This is a genomic window from Companilactobacillus sp. FL22-3 (assembly GCF_054881455.1).
Window position 1 is genome coordinate 352,702 of record NZ_JBTYYZ010000001.1, and the last position, 21,902, is coordinate 374,603.

General features: G+C 37.3%; 19 protein-coding genes. 13 read left to right on the forward strand and 6 right to left on the reverse strand.

All coding sequences use genetic code 11. The features are described 5' to 3' along the window. Positions 1–44: 44 nt before the first annotated feature. Both ACYT32_RS01690 and proC read right to left on the reverse strand, forming a co-directional pair. Positions 45–647 carry an ECF transporter S component gene (locus ACYT32_RS01690; RefSeq protein ID WP_395266079.1) on the reverse strand — a complete coding sequence of 201 codons (603 nt, stop codon included), beginning with the start codon at positions 645–647 and terminating at the stop codon, positions 45–47. Between the two features lie 164 nt (positions 648–811). After that, a complete protein-coding gene (gene proC / locus ACYT32_RS01695; protein ID WP_395266078.1) occupies positions 812–1,579 on the reverse strand; it encodes a pyrroline-5-carboxylate reductase in 768 nt (255 codons plus the stop codon). A 129-nt stretch (positions 1,580–1,708) separates the two neighbouring features. Here proC and ACYT32_RS01700 point away from each other — a divergent pair, with 129 nt between their 5' ends. Further along, entirely contained in the window at positions 1,709–2,425 is a 717-nt protein-coding gene (locus tag ACYT32_RS01700) for a DUF975 family protein (RefSeq protein WP_395266077.1), read from the forward strand. Positions 2,426–2,539: 114 nt separating this feature from the next. Here ACYT32_RS01700 and ACYT32_RS01705 read toward each other — a convergent pair whose 3' ends face one another. Both ACYT32_RS01705 and ACYT32_RS01710 read right to left on the reverse strand, forming a co-directional pair. After that, a complete protein-coding gene (locus ACYT32_RS01705; protein WP_395266076.1) occupies positions 2,540–3,067 on the reverse strand; it encodes a GNAT family N-acetyltransferase in 528 nt (175 codons plus the stop codon). Positions 3,068–3,084: 17 nt separating this feature from the next. Then, positions 3,085–3,843, reverse strand: coding sequence for a MerR family transcriptional regulator (locus ACYT32_RS01710; RefSeq protein ID WP_395266075.1), 759 nt, complete (start codon positions 3,841–3,843; stop codon positions 3,085–3,087). Between the two features lie 132 nt (positions 3,844–3,975). Here ACYT32_RS01710 and thiD point away from each other — a divergent pair, with 132 nt between their 5' ends. The 6 genes from thiD (at position 3,976) to cydC (ending at position 12,049) form a co-directional block, all read left to right on the forward strand. Continuing rightward, the gene (gene thiD, locus ACYT32_RS01715; protein ID WP_395266127.1) at positions 3,976–4,788 is read left to right on the forward strand and encodes a bifunctional hydroxymethylpyrimidine kinase/phosphomethylpyrimidine kinase; all 813 of its coding nucleotides are present in this window, start codon (positions 3,976–3,978) and stop codon (positions 4,786–4,788) included. Positions 4,789–4,816: 28 nt separating this feature from the next. Next, positions 4,817–5,782: a hypothetical protein gene (locus ACYT32_RS01720; protein ID WP_395266074.1), complete on the forward strand. Its 966-nt coding sequence runs from the start codon at positions 4,817–4,819 to the stop codon at positions 5,780–5,782. Positions 5,783–6,130: 348 nt separating this feature from the next. Beyond that, positions 6,131–7,573 carry a cytochrome ubiquinol oxidase subunit I gene (locus ACYT32_RS01725; RefSeq protein WP_395266073.1) on the forward strand — a complete coding sequence of 481 codons (1,443 nt, stop codon included), beginning with the start codon at positions 6,131–6,133 and terminating at the stop codon, positions 7,571–7,573. Beyond that, positions 7,570–8,583 carry a cytochrome d ubiquinol oxidase subunit II gene (cydB, locus tag ACYT32_RS01730; protein WP_395266072.1) on the forward strand — a complete coding sequence of 338 codons (1,014 nt, stop codon included), beginning with the start codon at positions 7,570–7,572 and terminating at the stop codon, positions 8,581–8,583. The genes ACYT32_RS01725 and cydB overlap by 4 nt, the downstream gene beginning before the upstream one ends. Next, on the forward strand, positions 8,583–10,313 hold the full coding sequence (gene cydD / locus ACYT32_RS01735; RefSeq protein WP_395266071.1) for a thiol reductant ABC exporter subunit CydD: 1,731 nt from the start codon (positions 8,583–8,585) through the stop codon (positions 10,311–10,313). The genes cydB and cydD overlap by 1 nt, the downstream gene beginning before the upstream one ends. Further along, positions 10,310–12,049: a thiol reductant ABC exporter subunit CydC gene (cydC, locus tag ACYT32_RS01740; RefSeq protein WP_395266070.1), complete on the forward strand. Its 1,740-nt coding sequence runs from the start codon at positions 10,310–10,312 to the stop codon at positions 12,047–12,049. The genes cydD and cydC overlap by 4 nt, the downstream gene beginning before the upstream one ends. A 328-nt stretch (positions 12,050–12,377) precedes the next feature. Here cydC and ACYT32_RS01745 read toward each other — a convergent pair whose 3' ends face one another. Continuing rightward, positions 12,378–13,349, reverse strand: coding sequence for a polyprenyl synthetase family protein (locus ACYT32_RS01745; RefSeq protein ID WP_395266069.1), 972 nt, complete (start codon positions 13,347–13,349; stop codon positions 12,378–12,380). A gap of 87 nt (positions 13,350–13,436) precedes the next feature. Here ACYT32_RS01745 and ACYT32_RS01750 point away from each other — a divergent pair, with 87 nt between their 5' ends. Then, the gene (locus ACYT32_RS01750; protein WP_395266068.1) at positions 13,437–14,351 is read left to right on the forward strand and encodes a 1,4-dihydroxy-2-naphthoate polyprenyltransferase; all 915 of its coding nucleotides are present in this window, start codon (positions 13,437–13,439) and stop codon (positions 14,349–14,351) included. On the opposite strand, the gene ACYT32_RS01755 is transcribed toward ACYT32_RS01750, so the two are convergent. After that, positions 14,341–15,546 (reverse strand): acetate/propionate family kinase, encoded by a 1,206-nt coding sequence (locus ACYT32_RS01755; RefSeq protein WP_395266067.1) that lies wholly within the window; start codon positions 15,544–15,546, stop codon positions 14,341–14,343. The two genes, ACYT32_RS01750 and ACYT32_RS01755, sit on opposite strands and share 11 nt — an antisense overlap. A 124-nt stretch (positions 15,547–15,670) precedes the next feature. Between ACYT32_RS01755 and ACYT32_RS01760 the strand changes: the two genes are divergently transcribed. The 5 genes from ACYT32_RS01760 (at position 15,671) to ACYT32_RS01780 (ending at position 21,725) form a co-directional block, all read left to right on the forward strand. Continuing rightward, complete coding sequence (locus ACYT32_RS01760; RefSeq protein WP_395266066.1) at positions 15,671–17,587, forward strand: coiled-coil domain-containing protein; 1,917 nt, start codon at positions 15,671–15,673, stop codon at positions 17,585–17,587. Between the two features lie 60 nt (positions 17,588–17,647). Beyond that, complete coding sequence (locus tag ACYT32_RS01765; RefSeq protein WP_395266065.1) at positions 17,648–18,580, forward strand: glycosyltransferase family 2 protein; 933 nt, start codon at positions 17,648–17,650, stop codon at positions 18,578–18,580. Between the two features lie 129 nt (positions 18,581–18,709). Next, on the forward strand, positions 18,710–19,297 hold the full coding sequence (locus ACYT32_RS01770; protein WP_395266063.1) for a TetR/AcrR family transcriptional regulator: 588 nt from the start codon (positions 18,710–18,712) through the stop codon (positions 19,295–19,297). A gap of 9 nt (positions 19,298–19,306) precedes the next feature. Beyond that, entirely contained in the window at positions 19,307–20,455 is a 1,149-nt protein-coding gene (locus tag ACYT32_RS01775; protein WP_395266062.1) for a cation:proton antiporter, read from the forward strand. 82 nt (positions 20,456–20,537) lie between these two features. Beyond that, on the forward strand, positions 20,538–21,725 hold the full coding sequence (locus ACYT32_RS01780; RefSeq protein ID WP_395266061.1) for an NAD(P)/FAD-dependent oxidoreductase: 1,188 nt from the start codon (positions 20,538–20,540) through the stop codon (positions 21,723–21,725). The last annotated feature ends 177 nt before the right edge of the window (positions 21,726–21,902 follow it).

The window sequence follows — 21,902 nt, forward strand, 5'->3', positions numbered from 1 at the left end:
CTGAAAATATGCTGTTACTTTTACTTTATTTGCTATAAATCTACTTAATTGTCTAAAAATTTGTTAGATTTCAAAATAGCAGTTGAAATTGCCGGAGCTAAAATAATAGCAACGACCATTTCTGGTATTCCATTAGTACCAACGATTACGAGCAGAACTTTATTCAAAAGATCTGTTTGAGTGGCATAAGCTTGGGCCATCGCACTGGCATACATTACTCGCATCAGTCCCAAAACAAGGATGGTATTCGTCAAGGAACCTACGGCAGAGGCGACTGCCATTCCCAAAACCTTTTTGGTCGTATGCTTCTTAAACCACAAGTAAATTAATCCCGCTAATAGTCCCACCATAATTCGGGGTAAAACCGCGACGATTGGATTAGTGAAAACAGTTGTATCGATAATCGAAGTGGGACTGGTGAACGCACGAACCATCGTTCCAATACCCCAGACCAATCCTACGATTGCGCCATCCCTTGGTCCTAAAACGATTGCCGCTACAATAACTGTAATATGAATGATAGTTATGTTGATGAAACCGGTTGGGATAAAACCTAAAAATGGCACCATTGACTGGACAAAAATTATGGCAATCAAAATGCCCAAAATTGCCGTCTTATAAGCGTTTCGCTTTTGCAAAATACACATACCCCACGTTTTTGAATTTTCCTTAATTTTAACCGATTTTCTAATCGTGGACAAAAATAACCACAAATTAACTATGACTATTTTTTATAGCAGTTATAACGGAAAAAGGAATTTGGGACAGAGCTGATTTATTTTTTGATCATGCAATGTAAGGTTGTAGCATTTTATTCATTTTCGGCCGCATCAACTGCTTTGATTACAGCGTTTCTAAAGCCGTATTCTTCGAGTGCTGCGACACCACGAATAGTTGAACCACCTGGAGAAGTAACTTCATCCTTCAAAGCTGAGACATTGAGATCGGATTGTTTAGCTAACTTACTAGCACCGATAGCCATACCGATTGCAGCTTCATAGGCTAATTTTCGATTCAAGCCATGCTTTACACCCGCATCACTCAAAGCTTCAATGAAGACATCTAAAAATGCAGGTGAACAACCAGCAACTGTGCCCAAAATACCAAGTTGATCTTCCGGAACTTCAACTAATTGTCCCGTATAACCAAGTACCGAAGCAACTTTCTTCTTGTCGTCGTCAGTAAAATCGTCTGAATAAGTAATTCCTGTAAATCCAGCCCCTACTTTCACAGGAGTATTAGGAATTGCATGGGCAACTTTTACTGCGCCTAAAACTTGTTTCAAATGAGTTACTGACGCACTGCCTGTGAAGGCCACCACCAATTTATTTTCAGCAATTTCCTTTAGTTCTCTTAAGACACTATCCAAAGCGTCTGCACCGACTGCGATAAAGATAATATCCGTATCTGCTAGTTGTTTGACCTTCTTGACCATTTGAAAGCCCAATTGGTCATACAACAGTTCTGTTCGATTAGAACGACCACCTTTAACAATAATTTCGTCAGCGTTATAGCCATTCTTTACTAGACCCGTTATAACGGCTCCACCAATACTACCGGCACCAATAAATCCAATCATGAGATCCTCTCCTTTAATACAGGTTATTAATCAGATTATATAATAATTCAATTATAATTTAAAAAAATCTATATCTATCTTAAATTCATTACGGTATCCTAAATGTAAAATATCAAAGAGGAGGTTGTCATGAAAACATATAAAACTAGAGCTGAATTGAAATTTGAAGTCAAAAATCTGCTAAAAGGCCATTGGAAACAGGCTATCCTGCTTTATTTGATCCCACTGATCATCTACTTAGGAAACATGTACTCTTCCCGTTCCCAAGTACGGACTAACTTTTTCAACGGTAGTAATTATTTCTTTGAAACTGTTACAGACTCGGTCATAAAGCCAGGTATCATCGGCTTCATCGTGACATTAGTATTCTTAATAATTAACCTTTCAGCTAATTTCAGATCGTTAGATTGGCTAGAAGATCCACAACTTACATTTGATCCTCTGAAAAGTAATTTCACTTATTTCAGAAATCCTGACTGGTGGAAATTAACATTACTCTACATATTGATCAGTATTTTTACTTTCCTCTGGAGTTTATTACTTATTATACCGGGAATCGTTAAAGGCTTAGCTTACTCACAGACTTACTTTGTTTACAAAGACTTCAATGATCGCGGCTTGGCAGATAATTATTCTCTAACCGACTACATCAATAAGAGTCAGGAACTAATGATTGGTAACAAATGGCGCTTCTTCGTCCTCCAATTAAGTTTTCTAGGTTGGCTTATAGTTGGTGCCATCACTTTTGGAATCGGTTATATTTGGATCTTACCATACTACAAAATCACGTTAGCTAATTTTTATCGTGACTTAGTCGAAAAGAAATCTATTTCAAATATTAACTAAAATCCCGTAGTTGCTTCGATAAAAAAATCCCAGTGGATCGACCTTTAACGGTAGCTGATCCACTGGGATTTTTAATTATTTCAGAATTAAGTGCGGTTTTTGAACTAAGCACTTTTAATGCACGATGGCATAAAGATTTGCATCATGAAATTTGCCATTGGAAAATATTTCATCTTTCAGTAAACCTTCCAAGTTAAAACCAACCTTCTTGGCAACTGCATTGCTAGCTGTATTTTCAACCTCAGCCAACAGTTTAATTTTATGCAATTTCAGTTCTAAAAAGCCAATCTCTAACAACTTCTTTAAGCACGCCGTCATAACGCCGTTACCTTGATAGTCTTTACCCAACCAATAGCCGACTTCTGCTCGCTGATTATCGAAATCTATATTATGCAAGTCAATCATTCCGACAGCTTTGCCACCAATTAAGATACTAGCATTCCAAAATTTCTTTTCATTCATCCGCTCTTGAGAATAGATTAGAAATTTTTCTTCATCACCAACTGACTTCATCGCCTCGCCCCATGGCAGAAACTCAGCCAATTGTGGACGGGTCTTTTCTATTTGTGAATACAAACTTTTCGCATCGTCTGGTTCAACTAATCTTAACGATACATTTTCTAAAACTTGCCACTGCTCCATTAAAATCACTCCAGTAATTATTTTGTGTACTGGTATACCACATCTCTTAATAATTTAGCAACTGGGGTCTGAGCTTTATCATCGTAATAATCACTGAACCGTTTATCAGCTAAATACATATCAACTAATCCTCGATGTGCACTGACCGTATATTTGGTCCAGGAGAATTCCAGCCAACGTTTATGAAGCTGATAAACTTCTTTCGCTAGATTTGAATCTAAATTAGGGTGCTTCTTCAATTCAATTAAGTCACTGATCAACTTGGCTTCAGTTTGTTGCATCTTTTGAAAATCATCTGGAGTCATCTCCGTAAATTTTTGATTGCTTTGTTTCACGACTGCTTCTCCATATTTAGCTCTAATTTCTGAACCATACTTGGCCTCGTTATCGGCCAATTGTTGAGTTTTAAAGGCCTGAAATTTCTCTTCATCAGTCATCTTTGGTCCTCCTTGATAATTTTGGATTGTTTGATCAATATTTGTCAGGAGATTATTGATTTCAGTTTGTTTAGCCTGTAGCATTTCTCGTTGCTTTTTCAATGCCGTTAATTGTGAAAAATCCGGATCTTCCATAATTTGCTTGATGGTTTTTAGGGGCATTCCTAAAGCACGATAAAACATGATCTGCTGTAATTTATTTACATTTTTTTCATCATAAATACGATAATTATTTTCATTCACTTTTTGTGGTTTCAACAAGCCGATCTGATCGTAATATCGTAATGTCCGTGTACTAATACCAGCTAAACTAGCCAATTTTTTAATTGTATAATTCATAAATATCTCTCCTAACAAAGTGCATTTTAAAGGTTAACGTCGCGTCAAGGTCAAGTAAAGCTTGCAAAAATTAACCACTTTTTTCATAATCCCTGTTAAGATAGGAATTAATAATTAATTAAGTGGGTGACTATTTTGAACGAATTTACTCAAGTATTAACAATTGCAGGTTCTGATTCGGATGGAAGTGCTGGTGCACAAGCCGATCTAAAGACTTTCATGGCTCGTGGCGTATATGGAATGTCAATTTTGACCGCCGCTGTTGCTGGTAACTCATACGGGATCCATGACAGTACTAACATGCCAATCAGTTTTATCAAAAGTGAGTTTAAAGATATTAAAGATGACTTTAAAGTTTCGGCTTTTAAAACTGGTATGTTATCTGATTCCAGTATCATTAATACCGTTGCTGAAGAAATAAAAGATAAGCCTTTTGGAAAATTTATTCTCGACCCAGTTATCATTACAAAGCATGGAGCTATGTTGCTTGAGAAGGAAGCCTACCAAACTTTGCTTGATAAGTTGTTCCCATTAGCTGATTTGATTACTCCTAATTTTTATGAAGCTCAAAAATTATCAGGACTTGAATTAAAAAATAAAGAAGAAATTGTTAAGGCTGCAAATAAATTACGCAATTTAGGTCCAAAAAATATTATGATAAAGGGTGAACATAGTGACGATTCAATTAGTAACGTTGAAGACTACGTTCTCTTAGAAGATGGCCAATCATTCTGGATCTCGAAGCCTTATATCAAGACTGATCACATCAACGGAACTGGTGACACACTCTCATCATGTATCGTTGCTGAAGTGGCTAAGGGTAAAAGTATGGCTGAGGCTATTAAAATTGCAAAGACATTTACTTACAATGCTATTAAAAATGAAATTGCGGTAGGACATAAATATGGTCCTATTAACCATTTTATAAAGGATGATATACAATAGTATTGGTTAGTAAAACTGGAGGTTAATTATGGTAAGAATAACAAAAATTTCTGCCGGAATTTTATTACTTATACTATCAATTGTTTTAATGATTAAATCAGGTTTTGAGGGCTTTATTGCGGCCTTAGTTGGTACCGGTGCTATTGGTGGTGCTGCGGGAATCTTGATGGCAATCACTTACATCATCGCTGCAGCAATTTATATTTTAACCAATCGTACTTACAGCATCGTCCCTGATATTGTTAGTTTCATCATTCTCATCCTCGGTGGTTTGATGGGAATTTTCAATGCCAACCTGCCTGGTGCGGGATTTTTAACTATTTGGGCTTGGGTCGGTATAGTTATTGGGGCAATCGACTTAGTTATCGTAATCATCGACATGATTATCAACCCTGTCAGTGATGAAGATCAAACACCAACTCAAGAAGATCAATTTGCTAATCCGGCAAATAATCAAGGATTCAACCAACAAGCTCAATTCAATCAACCAAATAACTTTAATCAACAAAATTATGGCAATCCAAATCCTTACCAAAATGGTAACCAAGGATTTAATCCTAACCAAGGTCAAAATCCTAATCAATTCCAAAATAATCAGTACAATCAATTTGGTCAGCCAAATAACTTTAATCAACCGCTCAACAATAATCGTCAACCAATGAACCAAAACGGTAATTTCAACAATAATAATAACCGCAATCAGCCAATGCCAAATAACGGTCAAATGAATCGTAATTTCAATAACCAAAATTACAATGGCTACAACAATCAGAATCAATATCCAAATATGCAACAACCGATGAATCAAAATCGAGGACAAAACAACAATAACTTCCCTCGTCCTCAAGCGAATAATCAATTCAACGGCAATAATCAAAATCAATATAATCCTAATTTCAACCAAAACAATCAAAACTTCAATCAACCACAAAATCCTAATCAACAACCAAACCAAAATGGATTGAGTCGGACAAGAAGTCGTGGTCGTCACTAAAGAAAAGTAAACTTTTAAATCGTTTAGATAACCAAAAGGGCATACCAGAAATTTCCATTCTCTGGTATGCCCTTTTTTCCTCGTAATAAAATAATTTTTCCACTAATTGAATACGATTACATTGTCGTAAAATATTCTTATTAATATTGATAAGCACAACTTTTTAAATCGACTATATTGTAAGTGTGAAGTTAAATGCTGATTTATTTTTATGATTAAATGGTCTCAAAAACATTCCTGTTTACTAAAAAATTTTCACAAGCATAATATGTTGCGAAATAAGTTAATTAATCATATGATAAATCTGTATATATGGGTTTAAATTAATGTTTTAAGGAGGTTATTACCATGCTAGGTGTTGGTTTAAGCATTGTCTCTTTGGCACGTTTTCAATTTGCAATGACAACCGTCTTCCACTTCTTCTTTGTTCCATTTTCAATCGGAATGGGTTTTCTCGTTGCTATCATGGAAACAATCTATGCCGTTAAGAAAGACAAAGTTTACTTAGATATGGCAAAATTCTGGGGGAAAATTTTCCTACTAAGTTTTGCTGTTGGTATCGTTACTGGTATTATTCAAGAATTCCAATTCGGTATGAATTGGTCCGAATATTCACGTTTTATGGGTGACGTATTCGGTGCTCCACTAGCTATTGAAGCCTTACTTGCATTCTTCATTGAATCTGTCTTTATTGGTATTTGGATGTTCACTTGGGATCGTTTCAAACCAGGTGTTCACGCCTTTATGATTTGGATGACTTCAATTGGTACTATGTTATCAGCAATTTGGATCCTGGCTGCTAACAGTTTTATGCAACATCCTACTGGCTTTAAAATCAACAATACAACTGGTCGTATTCAATTGACTGACTTCGGATCCGTTGTTGCTAATCCTCAATTGTGGAGAGTCTTTCCACACGTTATCTTGGCTGCCTTTATGACTGCTGCGGTCGTTATAACGGGAATGAGTGCTTACGGTTTACTTCGTAAGAAGAAAAATGAAAATCTATTTTTCAAGAAATCATTACGTTTTGGCCTTTGGGCTAGTTTGATCTTTGCTATTTGTTCCGCTGTTGCCGGAGATTTTCAGACACAACAGATCATCAAGGATCAACCGATGAAATTTGCTGCTACTGAAGGTATCTATGAAGATACTAAAGATCCCGCTCCTTGGACAGTAGTTGAATTGATCGATGCTAAAGATCATAAAGCTAGTGGCCAACTAGAAGTACCTGGAGTCTTAAGTATCTTGGCATATCACAAGCTCAGTGGTTCTGTTAAAGGTATGAATACCATTAACAAAGAACTTCATGCTAAATACGATAAGAAATTCGGCAAAGATATGAATTACTACGTCCCACCTAAGACCCTATTTTGGAGTTTCAGAGTGATGACTGGTATTGATGCTTTAATCTTGTTGGTATCAATTGTCGGATTGATCTTCTCACGTAAGAAGAAAGATACGATTGAAAATCACAGATGGATGCTACTTGTTCTAGGAATTTGTATTTGGGTTCCATTTATTGGTAATTCTGCTGGTTGGTTCATTACTGAATTTGGCCGTTACCCATGGATCGTTTACGGACTATTCACAATTGCCCAAGCGGTTTCTCCAACTTCAACTGTAGCAAGTCTGTTATTCAGTAATATCGTATACTTATTGCTCTTTACCTTACTTGGTGGCGTTATGGTTTGGTACAGCAGACAAACTCTTCATCACGGACCTTATTATGAAGAGGCTGACTCCAAGCAAAACGTCGATCCATTTGCAAAGGAGGCCTTTGGAAAATGACACTCAGTACACTTTGGTTCATCGTAATCGGACTTCTATTTGCTATCTTCCTTTTCTTGGAAGGATTTGATTTCGGAGTCGGCATGTCGACTCGCTTCCTAGCTAAAGATGAAGAAGAAAGAGATGCTATCATGTCGACTATCGGACCTCATTGGGACGGTAATGAAACTTGGTTAGTTACAGCTGGTGGTGCAATGTTTGCATCGTTACCAATGTGGTATGCATCATTGTTCTCAGCTTATTACATTCTTTTCTTGCTCGTCTTAGTTGGTTTAATTTTACGTGGTGTTTCATTTGAATTTCATAAACATGCAGAAACAAAATCTGGTAAGAATCTTTGGATGTGGGCTTTCTTTGCCGGAAGCATCATCCCACCATTCTTCCTATGCATGATCCTCTTAAGTATGGTTCAAGGTATTCCTATGAATGCTAATGGTGATGCCTTCCCTAAGTTCTTCGATGTTGTTAACTTACTATCGATCGTTGGTGGCGTTGCTGGCGTACTTCTTTCATTGGTACACGGCTTAAACTTCATCAGACTCAGAGTTGAAGGTCCACTGCGCGACCGTGCTCGTAAATTGAATAAAATCCTTTATCCAATTCTTTTCTTAGGTGAAGTAGTCTTTGCAGTTCTAGTCTTTTTGCAAACTGACTTCTTTACTAAGAGATTTGCATCATCTTTAATCATCACAGCTTTAATTGTTTTATTCTCACTATTGGGCTACTATGGAGTTCTAAAGAATAGAGAAGGTTGGAGCTTCGTTGGTAGTGGTTTATCACTCAGTATGGTCATTGTTCTCTTATTCAATGGTCTATTCCCAAGAGTTATGATTGCTACAAACCCTGCCCACAGTATTTTGATTAAAAATGCTGCTAATTCGCAATATACTTTGACGATCATGACAATTGTCGCATGTATATTAGTCCCAATCGTGGCCATTTACTTCATTTGGTCATACTCTCTATTTACAAAGAGAATAAATCCAAGAGAGAATACGGTGAAATATTAATGATTGATAAGCGTTTATTTCGCTTACCAGGAACAAAAAAACTACTTCTAATGCTTGCAGGATTAACTCTCTTGCAAGCATTTGTTGTTTTATTCCAAGGTAAGTATTTAGCAGAAGCATTAGTAAATTCGTGGAATCAAAAGTCCTTACACACGATCATTTACCCGATGATCCTCTTTGCAGTGGCCTTCATTCTGCGACATCTCTTTAACTTGATCAATACTAAGATCGTCGAAAGTTATGCCGGTAGAACTTCAGAAACGATTCGGGCAAAACTACTTGAAAAAGTTTATGATGCTGGTCCTGAAATGATCTCTGAAGAAGGTACTGGTAATTTAGTGACGTCTTCTTTGGACGGAATCGATCTAGTTGAGAACTACTTTAAATTGATCTTCACCAAAATGATGAACATGATGATTATTCCTCCAGTCCTACTGATTTATATCTATACACAAAACATCGCCTCAGGAATAACCCTAACTATTATCGTGCCTTTAGTTATCCTCTTTATGATCATCTTAGGCTTGGCAGCGCAGTCGAAAGCTGATGCACAATATGCTCAATACACGATCCTATCGAATCACTTCTTAGACGCACTTCGAGGATTACCAACTCTAAAAATGCTGGGTCTAAGTAAGCGCTATGCTAAAAACATTTACACAGTTAGCGATGAGTATCGTCGTCGAACGATGAATACTTTGCGCATTGCGATCCTTTCAACATTTGCCCTCGACTGGTTAACAACGCTAGGCATCGCTATTTTAGCCGTCTTCTTAGGCCTAGGGCTGATCAACAATAGCTTTCCATTGTTTCCCGCTCTAGTAACACTGATTTTGGCCCCAGAATACTTCTTACCTTTGCGTGATTTCTCCAATGACTACCACGCTACTCTAAATGGGAAAAATGCTCTAAATTCAATTTTTGAAATTCTAGAACGTCCTACTGCTCCAGACACAGAAACACTCTCCAAACTCGACTGGAACAAAGATAGTTCTATCACAGTCCAAAATTTAGAGTTCACTTATAAGGGCTCTAATCAAACTGTCAGCCTTGATATTGACCAATTGAAACTCTCTGGTTATCAGCGCATCGGTGTCATCGGCAAATCTGGTTCTGGTAAAACTACTCTGATTCGCACGATTGGAGGCTTTTTGATACCAGACAAGGCCCAGATTGAAATTAAACAGCAAACTGTCCCTAATTTCAAACAAGCACCTTGGCAACAACAATTGACTTTCTTACCGCAGTCACCTTACTTGTTCTCTGGCTCTATCGCTGAAAATATTGCTTTCTACCGTCCTAAAGCTTCGCTTGATGAGATTAAACTAGCAGCACAAAAAGCTGGCTTAGAGGAGTTTATTAGCACTCTCACTGATGGTTATCAAACAAAGATTGGTGAAGGAGGACGGGGAATATCCGGTGGTCAACAACAGCGTATTATGTTGGCAAGAGCCTTTCTAGCCGACGACCGTCACGTTCTAATTTTCGATGAACCAACGGCTCATCTAGATATCGAAACCGAGTACGCCCTCAAGAAGCCAATGGAAAAATTATTCGAAAATCATTTGGTCATCTTTGCCACCCATCGTTTGCATTGGATCAAAGAGATGGACTACGTCATCGTTATGGACAATGGTCAAATTGCTGAACAAGGTACCCCTGACCAACTTAAACAGCATAACGGTGCCTATTCTCAACTAATTGAAAATATGCGAGGTGATCAACTATGAATTTCTTTAAAACCTTCAAACACGATACTTGGGTCAAACCTTATATCAAGCAATATAAAGGCTTGTTGATCACTGCTTTGACTCTGGGTTTTTTGACTTCATTTTGTGCTGCCGCCTTGATGTTTACCTCTGGCTATACGATCGACAAAGCGGCGACTCATCCGGTCAACATCTTGCTGATCTATGTACCGATCCTTTTAACTAGAGCCTTTGGTATCGGTCGACCTGTTTTCAAATATATCGAACGTTTAAAGAGTCACAATTGGGTCTTGCGAGTTACTTCTGATTTGCGCACGAGACTCTACAAAACACTGGAAAGCGACGCTTCATTTTTTACTGAACATCATAAGACAGGCGATATCATGGGACTCCTATCCGAAGATATCAGCCATCTTCAAAACTTATATTTAAGAACTATTTTTCCTTCAGTCATTTCTTATTTACTTACGATTCTCGGTTCTATCGCTTTAGGCGTCTTCAATCCCTCATTTGGATTCTTTGTCTTCTTATTACTATTCATCGAAGTCTTTTTAGTACCGTTAGCTTCTGTCTCGATTGAAAGTGCCCGGCGCACATATCAAAAAGAGGTCAAAAGTAAACTCTACGTTCAATTGACCGATAATGTTTTAGGCGTTGACGATTGGGTTATTTCAGGACGTAAGAATGATTTTAAGAACTTAGCTAGTCAAAATATTCAAGACTTAGATACTTCAAAAAACAAGTCTAAGTCGTTTAGACGTAACCGTGACTTCTTCTTACAACTTATTTTCGCTGCCATTGCGATTTGTTTCTTGATTTTCACTAACTTAACTATGACCCATAATCAAGAACAGGCTAACTTCGTAGCGGCAGTTGTTCTAGCTATCTTCCCACTATCAGATACTATTATTCCCGTCAGCCAAGGTTTCGAGGAATGGCCTACATATAAAGATTCGATCCTACGTTTGAATACGATCAAACCAGTAAAAAATTCCTTACCTAAACAAGTCTCTCTTAATCCCAAAGACTTCACTTCCTTAACACTGGATAATATCACTTTTGAATACGATGCTGATTCTCCAATCCTCATCAAAAACTTCTCACAGAAGATTAAAAAAGGTGAAAAATTGGCGCTCTTAGGTCCTAGTGGGATTGGTAAAACTACTATCCTGCAATTGATCTTAGGCGATTTATCACCGCAACAAGGACAAATTCGGATAAATGATTTCGACATCTCCCAAGTTCAAGCTAGCCGTGAACAACTCTTTTCCGTCCTAAATCAAAAACCATTTCTTTTCAATACCACATTGATGAATAATGTTCGACTAGGTAATGAAAGCCGTTCTGATGCTGAGGTCAAGAAGGCTATTGAAAGAGTTGGTCTAAAAGATCTAGTCGAGTCACTACCAGATAAATATAATACGATTGTCGGCGAGAACGGTTCACGTTTCTCCGGTGGTGAACAAGAAAGAATCGCTTTAGCAAGAATTCTCTTACAGGATGCTCCGATCGTCCTCTTAGATGAGCCGACAGTTGGTTTGGACCCTATCACTGAAAACGACCTTTTGGAGACCTTCTTCAGCGTTTTACAAGATAAGACAATCATCTGGGTAACCCATCATTTACAAGGTATTAAACATGTAGATCACGTCATTTTTATGAATAGTGACCAAATTGAAATGCAAGGTTCACCGAAAGAGCTTTATCAGACTAATGAACATTTCAAAGAACTGTATCAAATGGATCAAGGAATTTAACCGTTATAACGTTATATGAGATAGTTTGATGCTTTTCTTCAAAAGGAAAAAAGGACTCCTTAATAGAAGTTTTTGAAGTGCACCCTCTGTATAGACAATACGAAGGGTGTTTTTCTGTGGCTAAAAATTAAAACTCTGAACAATTGCAATGTATAAATTTGGAACTGGCAGTACTATAATCTGCGGCAAAATCAGAGTAGCATATAATGCCTTGCTCCAATGTTTCTCTTGAAGAATTGGTAAGAAAAAAGCACCCTACAAGAGGATGCTTTTCATACAAAAACTATTATTTGACAAAGAGCCAAAATTAATGGCGACTCTTTTATTATTATTTAATCCGATTGATCAGTCTCTTAACCACGGCCTGAAGGGCTTTTTGACTATTATTTTTAGGTAATTTTGCAATTTCATCGATTGCCCGACGAGTATAACTGCGGGCAATATCCTTGGCCTGATTTAAATATCCATCGTCAACCACAATATTAGTAGCTGTCATGACATCATTTTGTTGTAATGCTTCTTGCGATAAGATTCTAATCAATTTTTCATTACCAGCCTCTAAGCCCAAAATATAAGGTAAAGAATAAACGCCATTTTTTAAATCTTCGTGGGAAGGTTTACCGATCTGTGAAGTATTGCTGAAATCGAGAATGTCATCAATAATTTGAAAGGCCATGCCAATGTCATAGCCAATTCCTTTGCACCAATCGATCAATTCTTGATCACCGCCGCTGACTATTGCTCCCATCGCACCACTCAAACTGAATAATTCTGCCGTTTTTCCAGAAATTTCATTTAGATACATCTTAGTGGTTGCCTTAACGTTGAAATTGATCAGCATCTGATCTAACTCACCGACTAAAATCTTTTTCATACTTAAAGCATTTCTCAAAATATCATTATTATCACTTAAATTTCTCGAAATAAGTTCAAAGTAAAGGGTGAATAAGTAATCTCCAGCATAAATTGCATTCCGACGTCCGTATTTTGTATGAATCGTCGGTTGCGAACGGCGTAACGGTGAATCATCGATTACATCATCATGAATCAAAGTAGCCACATGCAAGATTTCCAGCGAAGCGGCTAAAGGAATTAGTTCTTGGGTTGTTCTTTTCTGGGGACCAAAATCACTAAACAACAAGAAAAAGGCTGGACGCAACATCTTGCCGCCAGAAGTTAAATCTTTAATCATTGAAGTTATCTCAAGGTTATTAATATTCACTTGCTGGTGAATAAAATCTGTTGTTTGATCTAGTTTACCCGCCAGTTGCGGATAACTTTTCCATATCGTATTAGCCATAAAAAGTATCTCTTTCCCCTGTATACCTTTGTGTATTCTGCAAATAATTCTATAATAGAAATTATCAAATCCAAAGGACTGATTCTATTGAAACCATCTGTTTTTTTCGAGCTTGTTGAGATCAAAGCTAAAACTGCCAGTATCTTCCCATTTCTCATGGGAACCCTGTACTCATATTATCACTGGCATTCAATAAACGCTTTAGATTTGATTCTCTTCTTTATCGCCATGTTCTTATTCAACATGGCTGTAGATATTAACGATAACTATTGGGATTACAAAAATGCCACTGGTGTCGAAAGTTTCCGTCGTAATACCAATGTCATTGGTGTAAATCACCTAAATATTCACTTGATCGGTTGGCTGGATTTTTCATTCACAGCTATCGCTGCAATTATTGGACTATTCATTGTTTCTCGAACCGGTTGGCCTCTTTTAGTGATGGGTTTATTCTCTTTTGCAGTTGGTTTTTGTTACGCTGGCGGTCCTTGGCCTATCAACCGTGGTCCCTTCGGTGAATTCTTTTCAGGTTTCACCATGGGTTTTGTCATTTATTTAATTGCGATTTATATTAATGTGGTCAACAATCCGACCGTAATATTAACTTTCAACTTCTACGGCGATGCCTTATTGTCATCTTTGCTGACCGTCTTTGCCATTTCCAACTTATTGCTAGCAAATAATATCGCCGATCAACAAGAAGATCTGGATTTAGGACGTAAGACTATCCTCTACTACTTGGGTAAAGATAATTCAATTTTTATTTTAAAATCACTATATGTTTTAGGTTACTTAGCTCTAGTCTGCTCAGTCATTCTGGGAATTTTACCTAAAATGATGCTTTTAACATTCTTAATCGCGCCTGTAGTCTATAAAAATGCCAAAGCTTTCAGCAAGAATCCTATCAAAAAGAAGACTTTCCCTTTGATAATCAAGAATCTCTTACTGATCACTTTGACAGAGACGGTGACATTTATTTTAGGAGTTATTTTTAATTTTTAACTCCGTCAAGCAATTTCGCAAAATCATATGTATCTTGAGCAATCATTAATTCTTCATTGGTTGGAATCGTATAAGCGTCAATAGTTGAATCATCAGTCGTAATCTTAATTTCCTTGCCACGAACTTGGTTGTTCGTTTGGTCGATCTTCAAGCCCATGAATTCAAAGCCACTGAGAATGTCTTCACGCACTTCAGCTGAATTTTCACCAACACCAGCGGTAAAGGCTAAGATGTCGACACCACCCATTTCCGCCATGTATGAGCCGATATATTTGATGATGCGGTTACGATACATCTCTAAAGCTAATTTAGCCCGAGTATTGTTATCTTCAACCGCTTCAATATCACGCATATCAGGCGATACTCCAGAAATTCCGAGTAAGCCAGATTTATGATTCAAAATATCGATCATATCATTGACATCACTGATTCCTAATTTTTTCATTAGGTATGGAACTAGTGAAAAGTCAATGTCTCCACTTCTGGAACTCATCATAATACCGGTCAGCGGTGTGAAGCCCATCGAAATGTCAAAGGCTTTACCATGCTTGATAGCACTGATCGAAGCACCACTTCCTAAATGCAAAACGATAACGTTCTTATCTTGAATACCGCCATCAACGATTTTTTCAAGTCTTTGAGCAATATAACGATGACTCGTACCATGGGCGCCATAACGGCGAACATGGTATTTTTTATAGTCATCTAAATCAACACTATAAATATAATTTTCCTTAGGAATATCAACAAAGAATGAAGTATCAAAAACAGCTACTTGAATGGCCTTAGGAACTAGTTTTTTGAAAACATCGATGAAATAGGCTTGAACCTTATTATGTAGTGGTGCATATTCAGATAAATCTTCAATTTTATGTAAATTAGAATCATTAATGATTGCAGACTTTTTGAAATCTTCTCCACCGGCAACGACTCGATGACCAAAAGCGACGATATCTTCGAATCTATCAATGATCTTCATATCCTTGAGTGCGTCTAAAACTGCTAGAACCGCAACATCATTTGACTTGATTGCTTCTTCGCGCTCGATTTTTTCGCCTTTGTATTTCAATTTAAAAACTGATTTGGGACTACCCAAACGGTCGATCATTCCCGAAGCAATTGTTGTTTTTTCAGGCATTTCAAAAAGTTTCCACTTCAAGGTGGAGCTACCTGCATTTATAGCCATAATCTTCATACAAAAAACTCTCCTTTTTTTGGTCTAGGTACTATCTTCAAATAGCTTCATATCAACTTTACACTAATATAAAAAAATGCTACTCTTTAAACTATTATAAGTCTTTTTATGGGGGAATTCATTCGTGAAATTTTTAGACATACTACGCAAAATCGATGAGAAACCTGAGCAACCTTCAGCACCTGCTCAAACTTCTCCTACGAAGGACGAAAATCCTAAACCAGATACCGCTTCAACAACTGATAAACCAGCAGTTGCTACTCAAGCTGAAGATAAAGAAGAAAATTTACCTGTTTCAGTTCATGATAAGCGTATCAAGATTGAAGAGCAAATGAATGACCTATCTCATCAGTATGCTCAATTGAGAAATAATCTCAAGACAAACCTTTTTACCGAAAAGGATGACTTCGAAGCCAAAAAAGAAACTTTAGACAAATATTTGGCAACTTTGAAGCGTGATGAGAAAGAATCAAACGATAAGTTAGCTGATACTAAGGCGCAAAACGATGATGCTGCTAAAGAACATCTAGCTAGTGTCAACGCTGATCGTAAAGAACAAGAAGAAAAACTAGCAAGTTTACAGTCAGAATTAAGCGACTTGAATTCCGAAATCAACTCCCAGACTGCTCATCTTGAATCATTACAAAATGATTTGGCTAAAAACGAGCAATCTGAAGCTGATTTATCAACTTCACTAAAAGAAGAAACTGATTTACAAAAAATGATGGTTTCGATGGAAGAACAAAAAACTGCCATCAATAAACTTTATGCTGAAAGAAAAGAATTGAAGAGCCAAATCAATCGCTCTCAAGAAGATATTACGAAACTTAACAGCCAAGCTGACGGATTAAATAAAGATATCAGTAAAGTTAATACTAAGATTAACGATTTGAAACAAAAAGCTAATGAGATCAATGACAAGATGACAAGCGATCACAATTATCGTGTCGAAACAATCGCTGGACTCGAACGCCATATTCAAAGTCTTGGTGAAGAACACGAGAAGATCGACGGTGAACTCAAAGAAGTTAACGACAATATCGATTACATCAGTAATTACATCAAAGATGTTTTCCATTCAGCTTATTTGGTTCGTGATGTTTACTTAGACAAAGACAAAGCTTATTACGTAGCCGCCGATAATTTTGATTCCGATGCCGCTAAGAATGACTTCTTTGGCATGATCAACTATTTGGAGACAAAACTTCAAAGTCCTGTCACAGTGGTTTCAACTTTTTACAACAATCATATTCATGAAATTATTGATGCTAAAGCCAAAGCTAACCACTTGCCTATTCCTAACGTGATTAACTTATTTGACCAATTGCAAGCAAGCGACAATCCTACCGATAAAAAAGTTGCCATCCCTGAAAATGACAGCTGGGTAACTCGAACTGATGTTGAATCGCAAGATACCTTTATCTATGACCAACAACAGACATTACTTATGACTGTCGAATATTTCGATAAAATAATCGATCGTATCAACTATTACAAGAATGACCAGATTGTTAAGACTAATATTTACAACAGTAAGGGACAATTATCATCAACTCAAACTTTCAATAAGAACAAAGATATCGCTGAACAACACTTCTACCGCACCGATGGTTCAATCGTATTAACCGTGATTTTTGACAAGGGTCATGCTAACAGCTATCAACTCTTCGATAAGAATGGCTTGTTGGAACATGACTTTAATGAAAAATCTGAATTAATTACTTGGTGGCTAAAGAGTATCTCACCAAATACGGAAGATGTCGTCTTTGTCGGTAATAATTCTGACCTGCTTTACCAATTGATCTTGAATGTGAATAGTATTGACAGCGAAAATACAATCCGTCTCTTCCAAGATGTTGTCAAAAATATTTCTGCCGTTATCGATTTGATTGATAAAAATAATGATATTAAAGATATTTTTGTCCAAACTGATGATGACCTACATGAAATTGAAAATAAGACAAATCGTGATATAAGTGTTAGTGTTATTAATACGACAAGTGATGGTAAACTAGCTCTTCCAGAATCATTAAAAGTTTAATTTTTTAAAACGCTCATTCGTGAGTGTTTTTTTCTAACTATTACGAAAGTGAACAATTAAATGAAAACAATCTCAATTATTGTGCCGTGTTTCAATGAACAAGAAACTATTCAAATTTATTACGACGCTATGACGAAGTTGAAAGAACAAACTAATAAGTTCAATTTAGAATATTGGTTTGTAGATGATGGCTCCAAAGATAGTACTTATACAATTTTAAAAGATTTACAAAAGGCCCACAGTGACGAAGTTCACTTCATTTCCTTTTCACGTAATTTCGGTAAAGAATCTGCCCTATACGCTGGTCTCAATGAAGTTACCGGTGACTATATCGCCGTTATGGATGTGGACTTGCAAGATCCTCCTGAAATGTTACCCGAAATGTTCGACATTCTCGAACAAGGCGAGTATGACTGCGTAGGAACTGCTCGAATGGATCGTGAGGGTGAAAATAAAATCATCTCCTTCTTCTCAGAAGGTTTCTACAAAGTTATCAATAAGATGTCTCAAACCAAGATTATCCCTGGAGCCAGAGACTATCGTTTGATGACTCGGCAAATGGTTGAAGCCATCAAATCTATGACCGAATACAATCGTTTCTCTAAGGGAATTTTTAGTTGGGTCGGCTTCAAGACTAAGTACTTACCTTATAAGAACCGTGAACGTTCAGCCGGATCAACTTCTTGGAATTTCTGGAAGTTATTCAAATATGCGATCACCGGTATCGTCGATTTCTCTGAAGGACCATTGATGTTTGCAACTTGGATGGGAACAATCTTTTCGATCACTTCGATAATCGCAATCATTGGTATTATCATTCGCAAGTTCATCTATCCTTTGAGTAGTGTCAATGGTTGGGCATCAATTGTCTCAATCGTCTTACTAATCGGTGGAATCCAACTTTTGAGTATTGGTATCTTGGGTGAATATATCGGTAAAATTTTCTTGGAAGTTAAAAAACGTCCAATCTATATCGTTAAAGACAAGAAATAATTGCAGAGTACTTTGTCGTAATTGATAGAGTCTCTGCTTTTTTCATTTCCAAGTGAAAATTATCATGTGATAAGCCACTTGCATTAATATATAATGTATACGAATAGACTAAGGGTGGGTTATATAAAAATGAATACACGAGATCAACAAGCTGAGAATACCAAGAATGCGATTCTGAAGGTTGCTGCTGAAATGTTTTTATCTCAAGGATATCAAGCAACTTCAACGAGAAAAATTGCTCAAGAATTGAACATTACACAGCCAAATATGTATCACTACTATAAAAATAAAAAAGTTCTTTACGTAAAATCGCTTGAGTATGCGATGAGTGGTTTTAGTGATAACTTGTTAGCTGAATACAAAAGCCATAAAGAATTACCATTTGAAGAACTTTTACTATATATGTCACAGTTCATGATTGAAAATTTTCGGATCAATTACTTTGTTATGCGAAACGACATTGCCACCTTCTTTACTGACGAGGAACGTAAAGATATTGGCCAAAATTGGGATGGTGGATATTACAAAGTACTTTTTAATATTTTTCAATCTCACAAATCAGAACTCCGATCTGACCTTGCCATTCCCGTTCAAGTCGGAACTTTTTTAACGATGTTACTCCCTTACATTGAATACAATGATGCCAAAAGGAAGCGTAATATTGCCAATCTCACAACGATTATCAATATTTTTATCAATGGCATTAAGAAAGAATAGGACTTTGCCATGGAATTTTTAACCCTTTTAGCATTAATGCTTTTTTTGACTCTAATCGTCAGTCACCTCTTCAATCGCCTAAATTTACCAGCGGTTGTCGGTCAGCTAATTCTAGGGGTTATTTTGGGCAAAGGTGTACTCAATATCATTAAACCAACGCATGAAGTGGAATTATTTGCGGACATTGGCGTCATCTTATTAATGTTCTTGGCTGGACTAGAGAGCGACCTGAAGCTTTTACGCAAACATCTCCTCCCTAGTATCAATGTAGCCATCTGTGGCGTTATTTTACCCGTTGCTTTGACCTTGGGAACGGCGCTGATTTTTGGTATCAACTTGAAAGAAAGTATCTTTATGTCAGTCGTCTTTGCGGCCACTTCGGTATCCATTTCCGTCGAGGTCTTAAAAAGTTTGAACTACCTATCCAGTACCTCTGGCACAGTGATCCTAGGAGCCGCGGTCGCAGACGATATCTTAGCTATCTCCATTCTAAGCGTTATGTCAGGGACTTTGACTGGTGACTTTTCGCTCAAAAAAATCCTGTTACTACTAGCAATGTGGGTCGGTTTTGGAATTATTATCGTTATTCTACACAAATGGGTCATTCCCGAATTAATGAAATTAGCTGACTATATCGATGCTACTCACGCCAAAACCATCTTTGCTTTAGTGATCTGTTTAGCTTTGGCATTTTTTGCCGACAAAGTTCAACTGGATTCAGTGCTTGGAGCTTTTGTGGCTGGAATTGCCGTTTCTAACGCGGCCGATTACGACCCTCAAGTCAGCCGCAATATCGAATTGATCGGTTATGCAGTCTTTATCCCCATTTTCTTCATCAGTATCGGATTGAATTTGGAATTTAACAGTTTCTTACATGACTTTTGGCTGATTGCCTTATTCACGATCACAGGTATCATCGGTAAACTAATTGGGGCTGGTTTTGGTGCCAGAATCTCAGGTTTCAATTTTAAAGACGCTTACGTTATCGGTTCAGGAATGATCTCTCGAGGTGAAATGGCACTAATCGTTGCCCAAGTAGGCTATGGCGTCAAGTTGTTATCAGAAGAATATTACTCAGCTGTCATTATCAGTATCATTTTAATCACGATCATTGCACCTTTTTTCTTGAAGCATTCGATCTCTCGAAATCCTTTATAGCATATAATTTTTCCAAAACGCAGTAACGATATATAATGGTACCGTAAACATCTATTTTTAAGACAGAAGGAGAAGGTTAATTATGGCACATATATTAGTATTAGGCGCTGGCTATGGCGGTTTAAGAGCTGCTCGTGATTTAGCTAAAGAAACCCCAGCAGGCACACAAATCGATTTAATCGATCAACACGAAAAGCATGTTGAAAAAATAGCTTTACATACTATTGCAGCAGGAACTAACCGCGCCGATGCAGTAAGCTTTGACGTTCGTTCAGTTCTTCCTTCAAATGTTAACTTTATTAAAGCAACTGTTTCTAAGTTAGATTTGGATAACAAAACAGTTGAGTTCTCTGATCACGATGACATTTCATATGATTATATCGTCGTCGCTTTAGGATTCCGTTCAGAAGACTTTGGACTTGAAGGTGCCAGCGAGAATGCCTTGATCCTTCAAGATATGGAAACAGCTCAAAATATTTATAAAAAGATAAATGAAAATATCGCTAACTACAAGAATTCTCAAGATCCTGCCGACCTGTCGATCATCGTCTGTGGTGCTGGTTTCACCGGTGTTGAAATCTTAGGTGAACTAGTTGACACTGTTAAAATCCTCAAGGCCAAGTATGATGTCCCTGAAATTAAGGTTACTTGTCTAGAAATGGCCACACGTATCTTACCAATGTTCGATGAAAACTTGGCAAGCTATGCGGTAGATTATCTAGAAAAGAATGGCATCAACTTGTTAACTGGCGCTAAGATCAAAAAGATCGAACCAAAGGCTGTTGTCTATATGGATGGCGACACGGAAAAGAGTGTTGCCGGTAGTACGATTCTTTGGACAGTTGGTGTCAGCGGTTCTGATGTTATCTCCGATTCTGGCATTGAGGCTAGAAGAAACCGTGTTATGACAACTGAATTCCTCAACTTAGAAGAACACCCCGAAGCATACTTTATCGGTGATGATTCAGCAATTATTCCTAAGGGTCAAGAACGTCCTTACCCAACAACTGGCCAATTAGCTACTGCTGAGGGTGCTGGAGCAGCCTTTAATATCGCTGCTGCCTTGAATGGTAAAGATCTCAAACCATTCTCTTATCACTCACTAGGTACAGTCGCTTCACTTGGACAAAATCATGGTATTGCCGAAATTACCGACAAGAACTTGAAGTTCAAGGGAACTATGGCTTCATTGTTGAAACATCTTTCCGCTGATCGTGGAATTATGGAAATCGCTGGTATCAAGACAGCAATTAGAAAAGGTACAATTTAATCTATTTAATAAGCTTGAATCTAGGCTAAAATGCCTATTTTTCACATAAAAAAGTTCCAGTGACTTTAACCTGTAAAATGGTTGAGCTACTGGAACTTTTTTTATGGAAATTTTAAATCTAAGTCATGTTGGTGAGGTAGATTTAAAAAAGTCATACCTCACTTGCTATTATCGAAA

Coding starts and splice junctions, on each gene's coding strand:
- cydB (WP_395266072.1), top strand. CDS start 7,570: ATGACACTCAGTACACTTTGGTTCATCGTAATCGGACTTCTATTTGCT.
- ACYT32_RS01725 (WP_395266073.1), top strand. CDS start 6,131: ATGCTAGGTGTTGGTTTAAGCATTGTCTCTTTGGCACGTTTTCAATTT.
- cydC (WP_395266070.1), top strand. CDS start 10,310: ATGAATTTCTTTAAAACCTTCAAACACGATACTTGGGTCAAACCTTAT.
- ACYT32_RS01690 (WP_395266079.1), bottom strand. CDS start 647: ATGTGTATTTTGCAAAAGCGAAACGCTTATAAGACGGCAATTTTGGGC.
- ACYT32_RS01720 (WP_395266074.1), top strand. CDS start 4,817: ATGGTAAGAATAACAAAAATTTCTGCCGGAATTTTATTACTTATACTA.
- ACYT32_RS01710 (WP_395266075.1), bottom strand. CDS start 3,843: ATGAATTATACAATTAAAAAATTGGCTAGTTTAGCTGGTATTAGTACA.
- ACYT32_RS01775 (WP_395266062.1), top strand. CDS start 19,307: ATGGAATTTTTAACCCTTTTAGCATTAATGCTTTTTTTGACTCTAATC.
- proC (WP_395266078.1), bottom strand. CDS start 1,579: ATGATTGGATTTATTGGTGCCGGTAGTATTGGTGGAGCCGTTATAACG.
- ACYT32_RS01755 (WP_395266067.1), bottom strand. CDS start 15,546: ATGAAGATTATGGCTATAAATGCAGGTAGCTCCACCTTGAAGTGGAAA.
- ACYT32_RS01700 (WP_395266077.1), top strand. CDS start 1,709: ATGAAAACATATAAAACTAGAGCTGAATTGAAATTTGAAGTCAAAAAT.
- ACYT32_RS01770 (WP_395266063.1), top strand. CDS start 18,710: ATGAATACACGAGATCAACAAGCTGAGAATACCAAGAATGCGATTCTG.
- ACYT32_RS01765 (WP_395266065.1), top strand. CDS start 17,648: ATGAAAACAATCTCAATTATTGTGCCGTGTTTCAATGAACAAGAAACT.
- ACYT32_RS01745 (WP_395266069.1), bottom strand. CDS start 13,349: ATGGCTAATACGATATGGAAAAGTTATCCGCAACTGGCGGGTAAACTA.
- ACYT32_RS01705 (WP_395266076.1), bottom strand. CDS start 3,067: ATGGAGCAGTGGCAAGTTTTAGAAAATGTATCGTTAAGATTAGTTGAA.
- cydD (WP_395266071.1), top strand. CDS start 8,583: ATGATTGATAAGCGTTTATTTCGCTTACCAGGAACAAAAAAACTACTT.
- ACYT32_RS01780 (WP_395266061.1), top strand. CDS start 20,538: ATGGCACATATATTAGTATTAGGCGCTGGCTATGGCGGTTTAAGAGCT.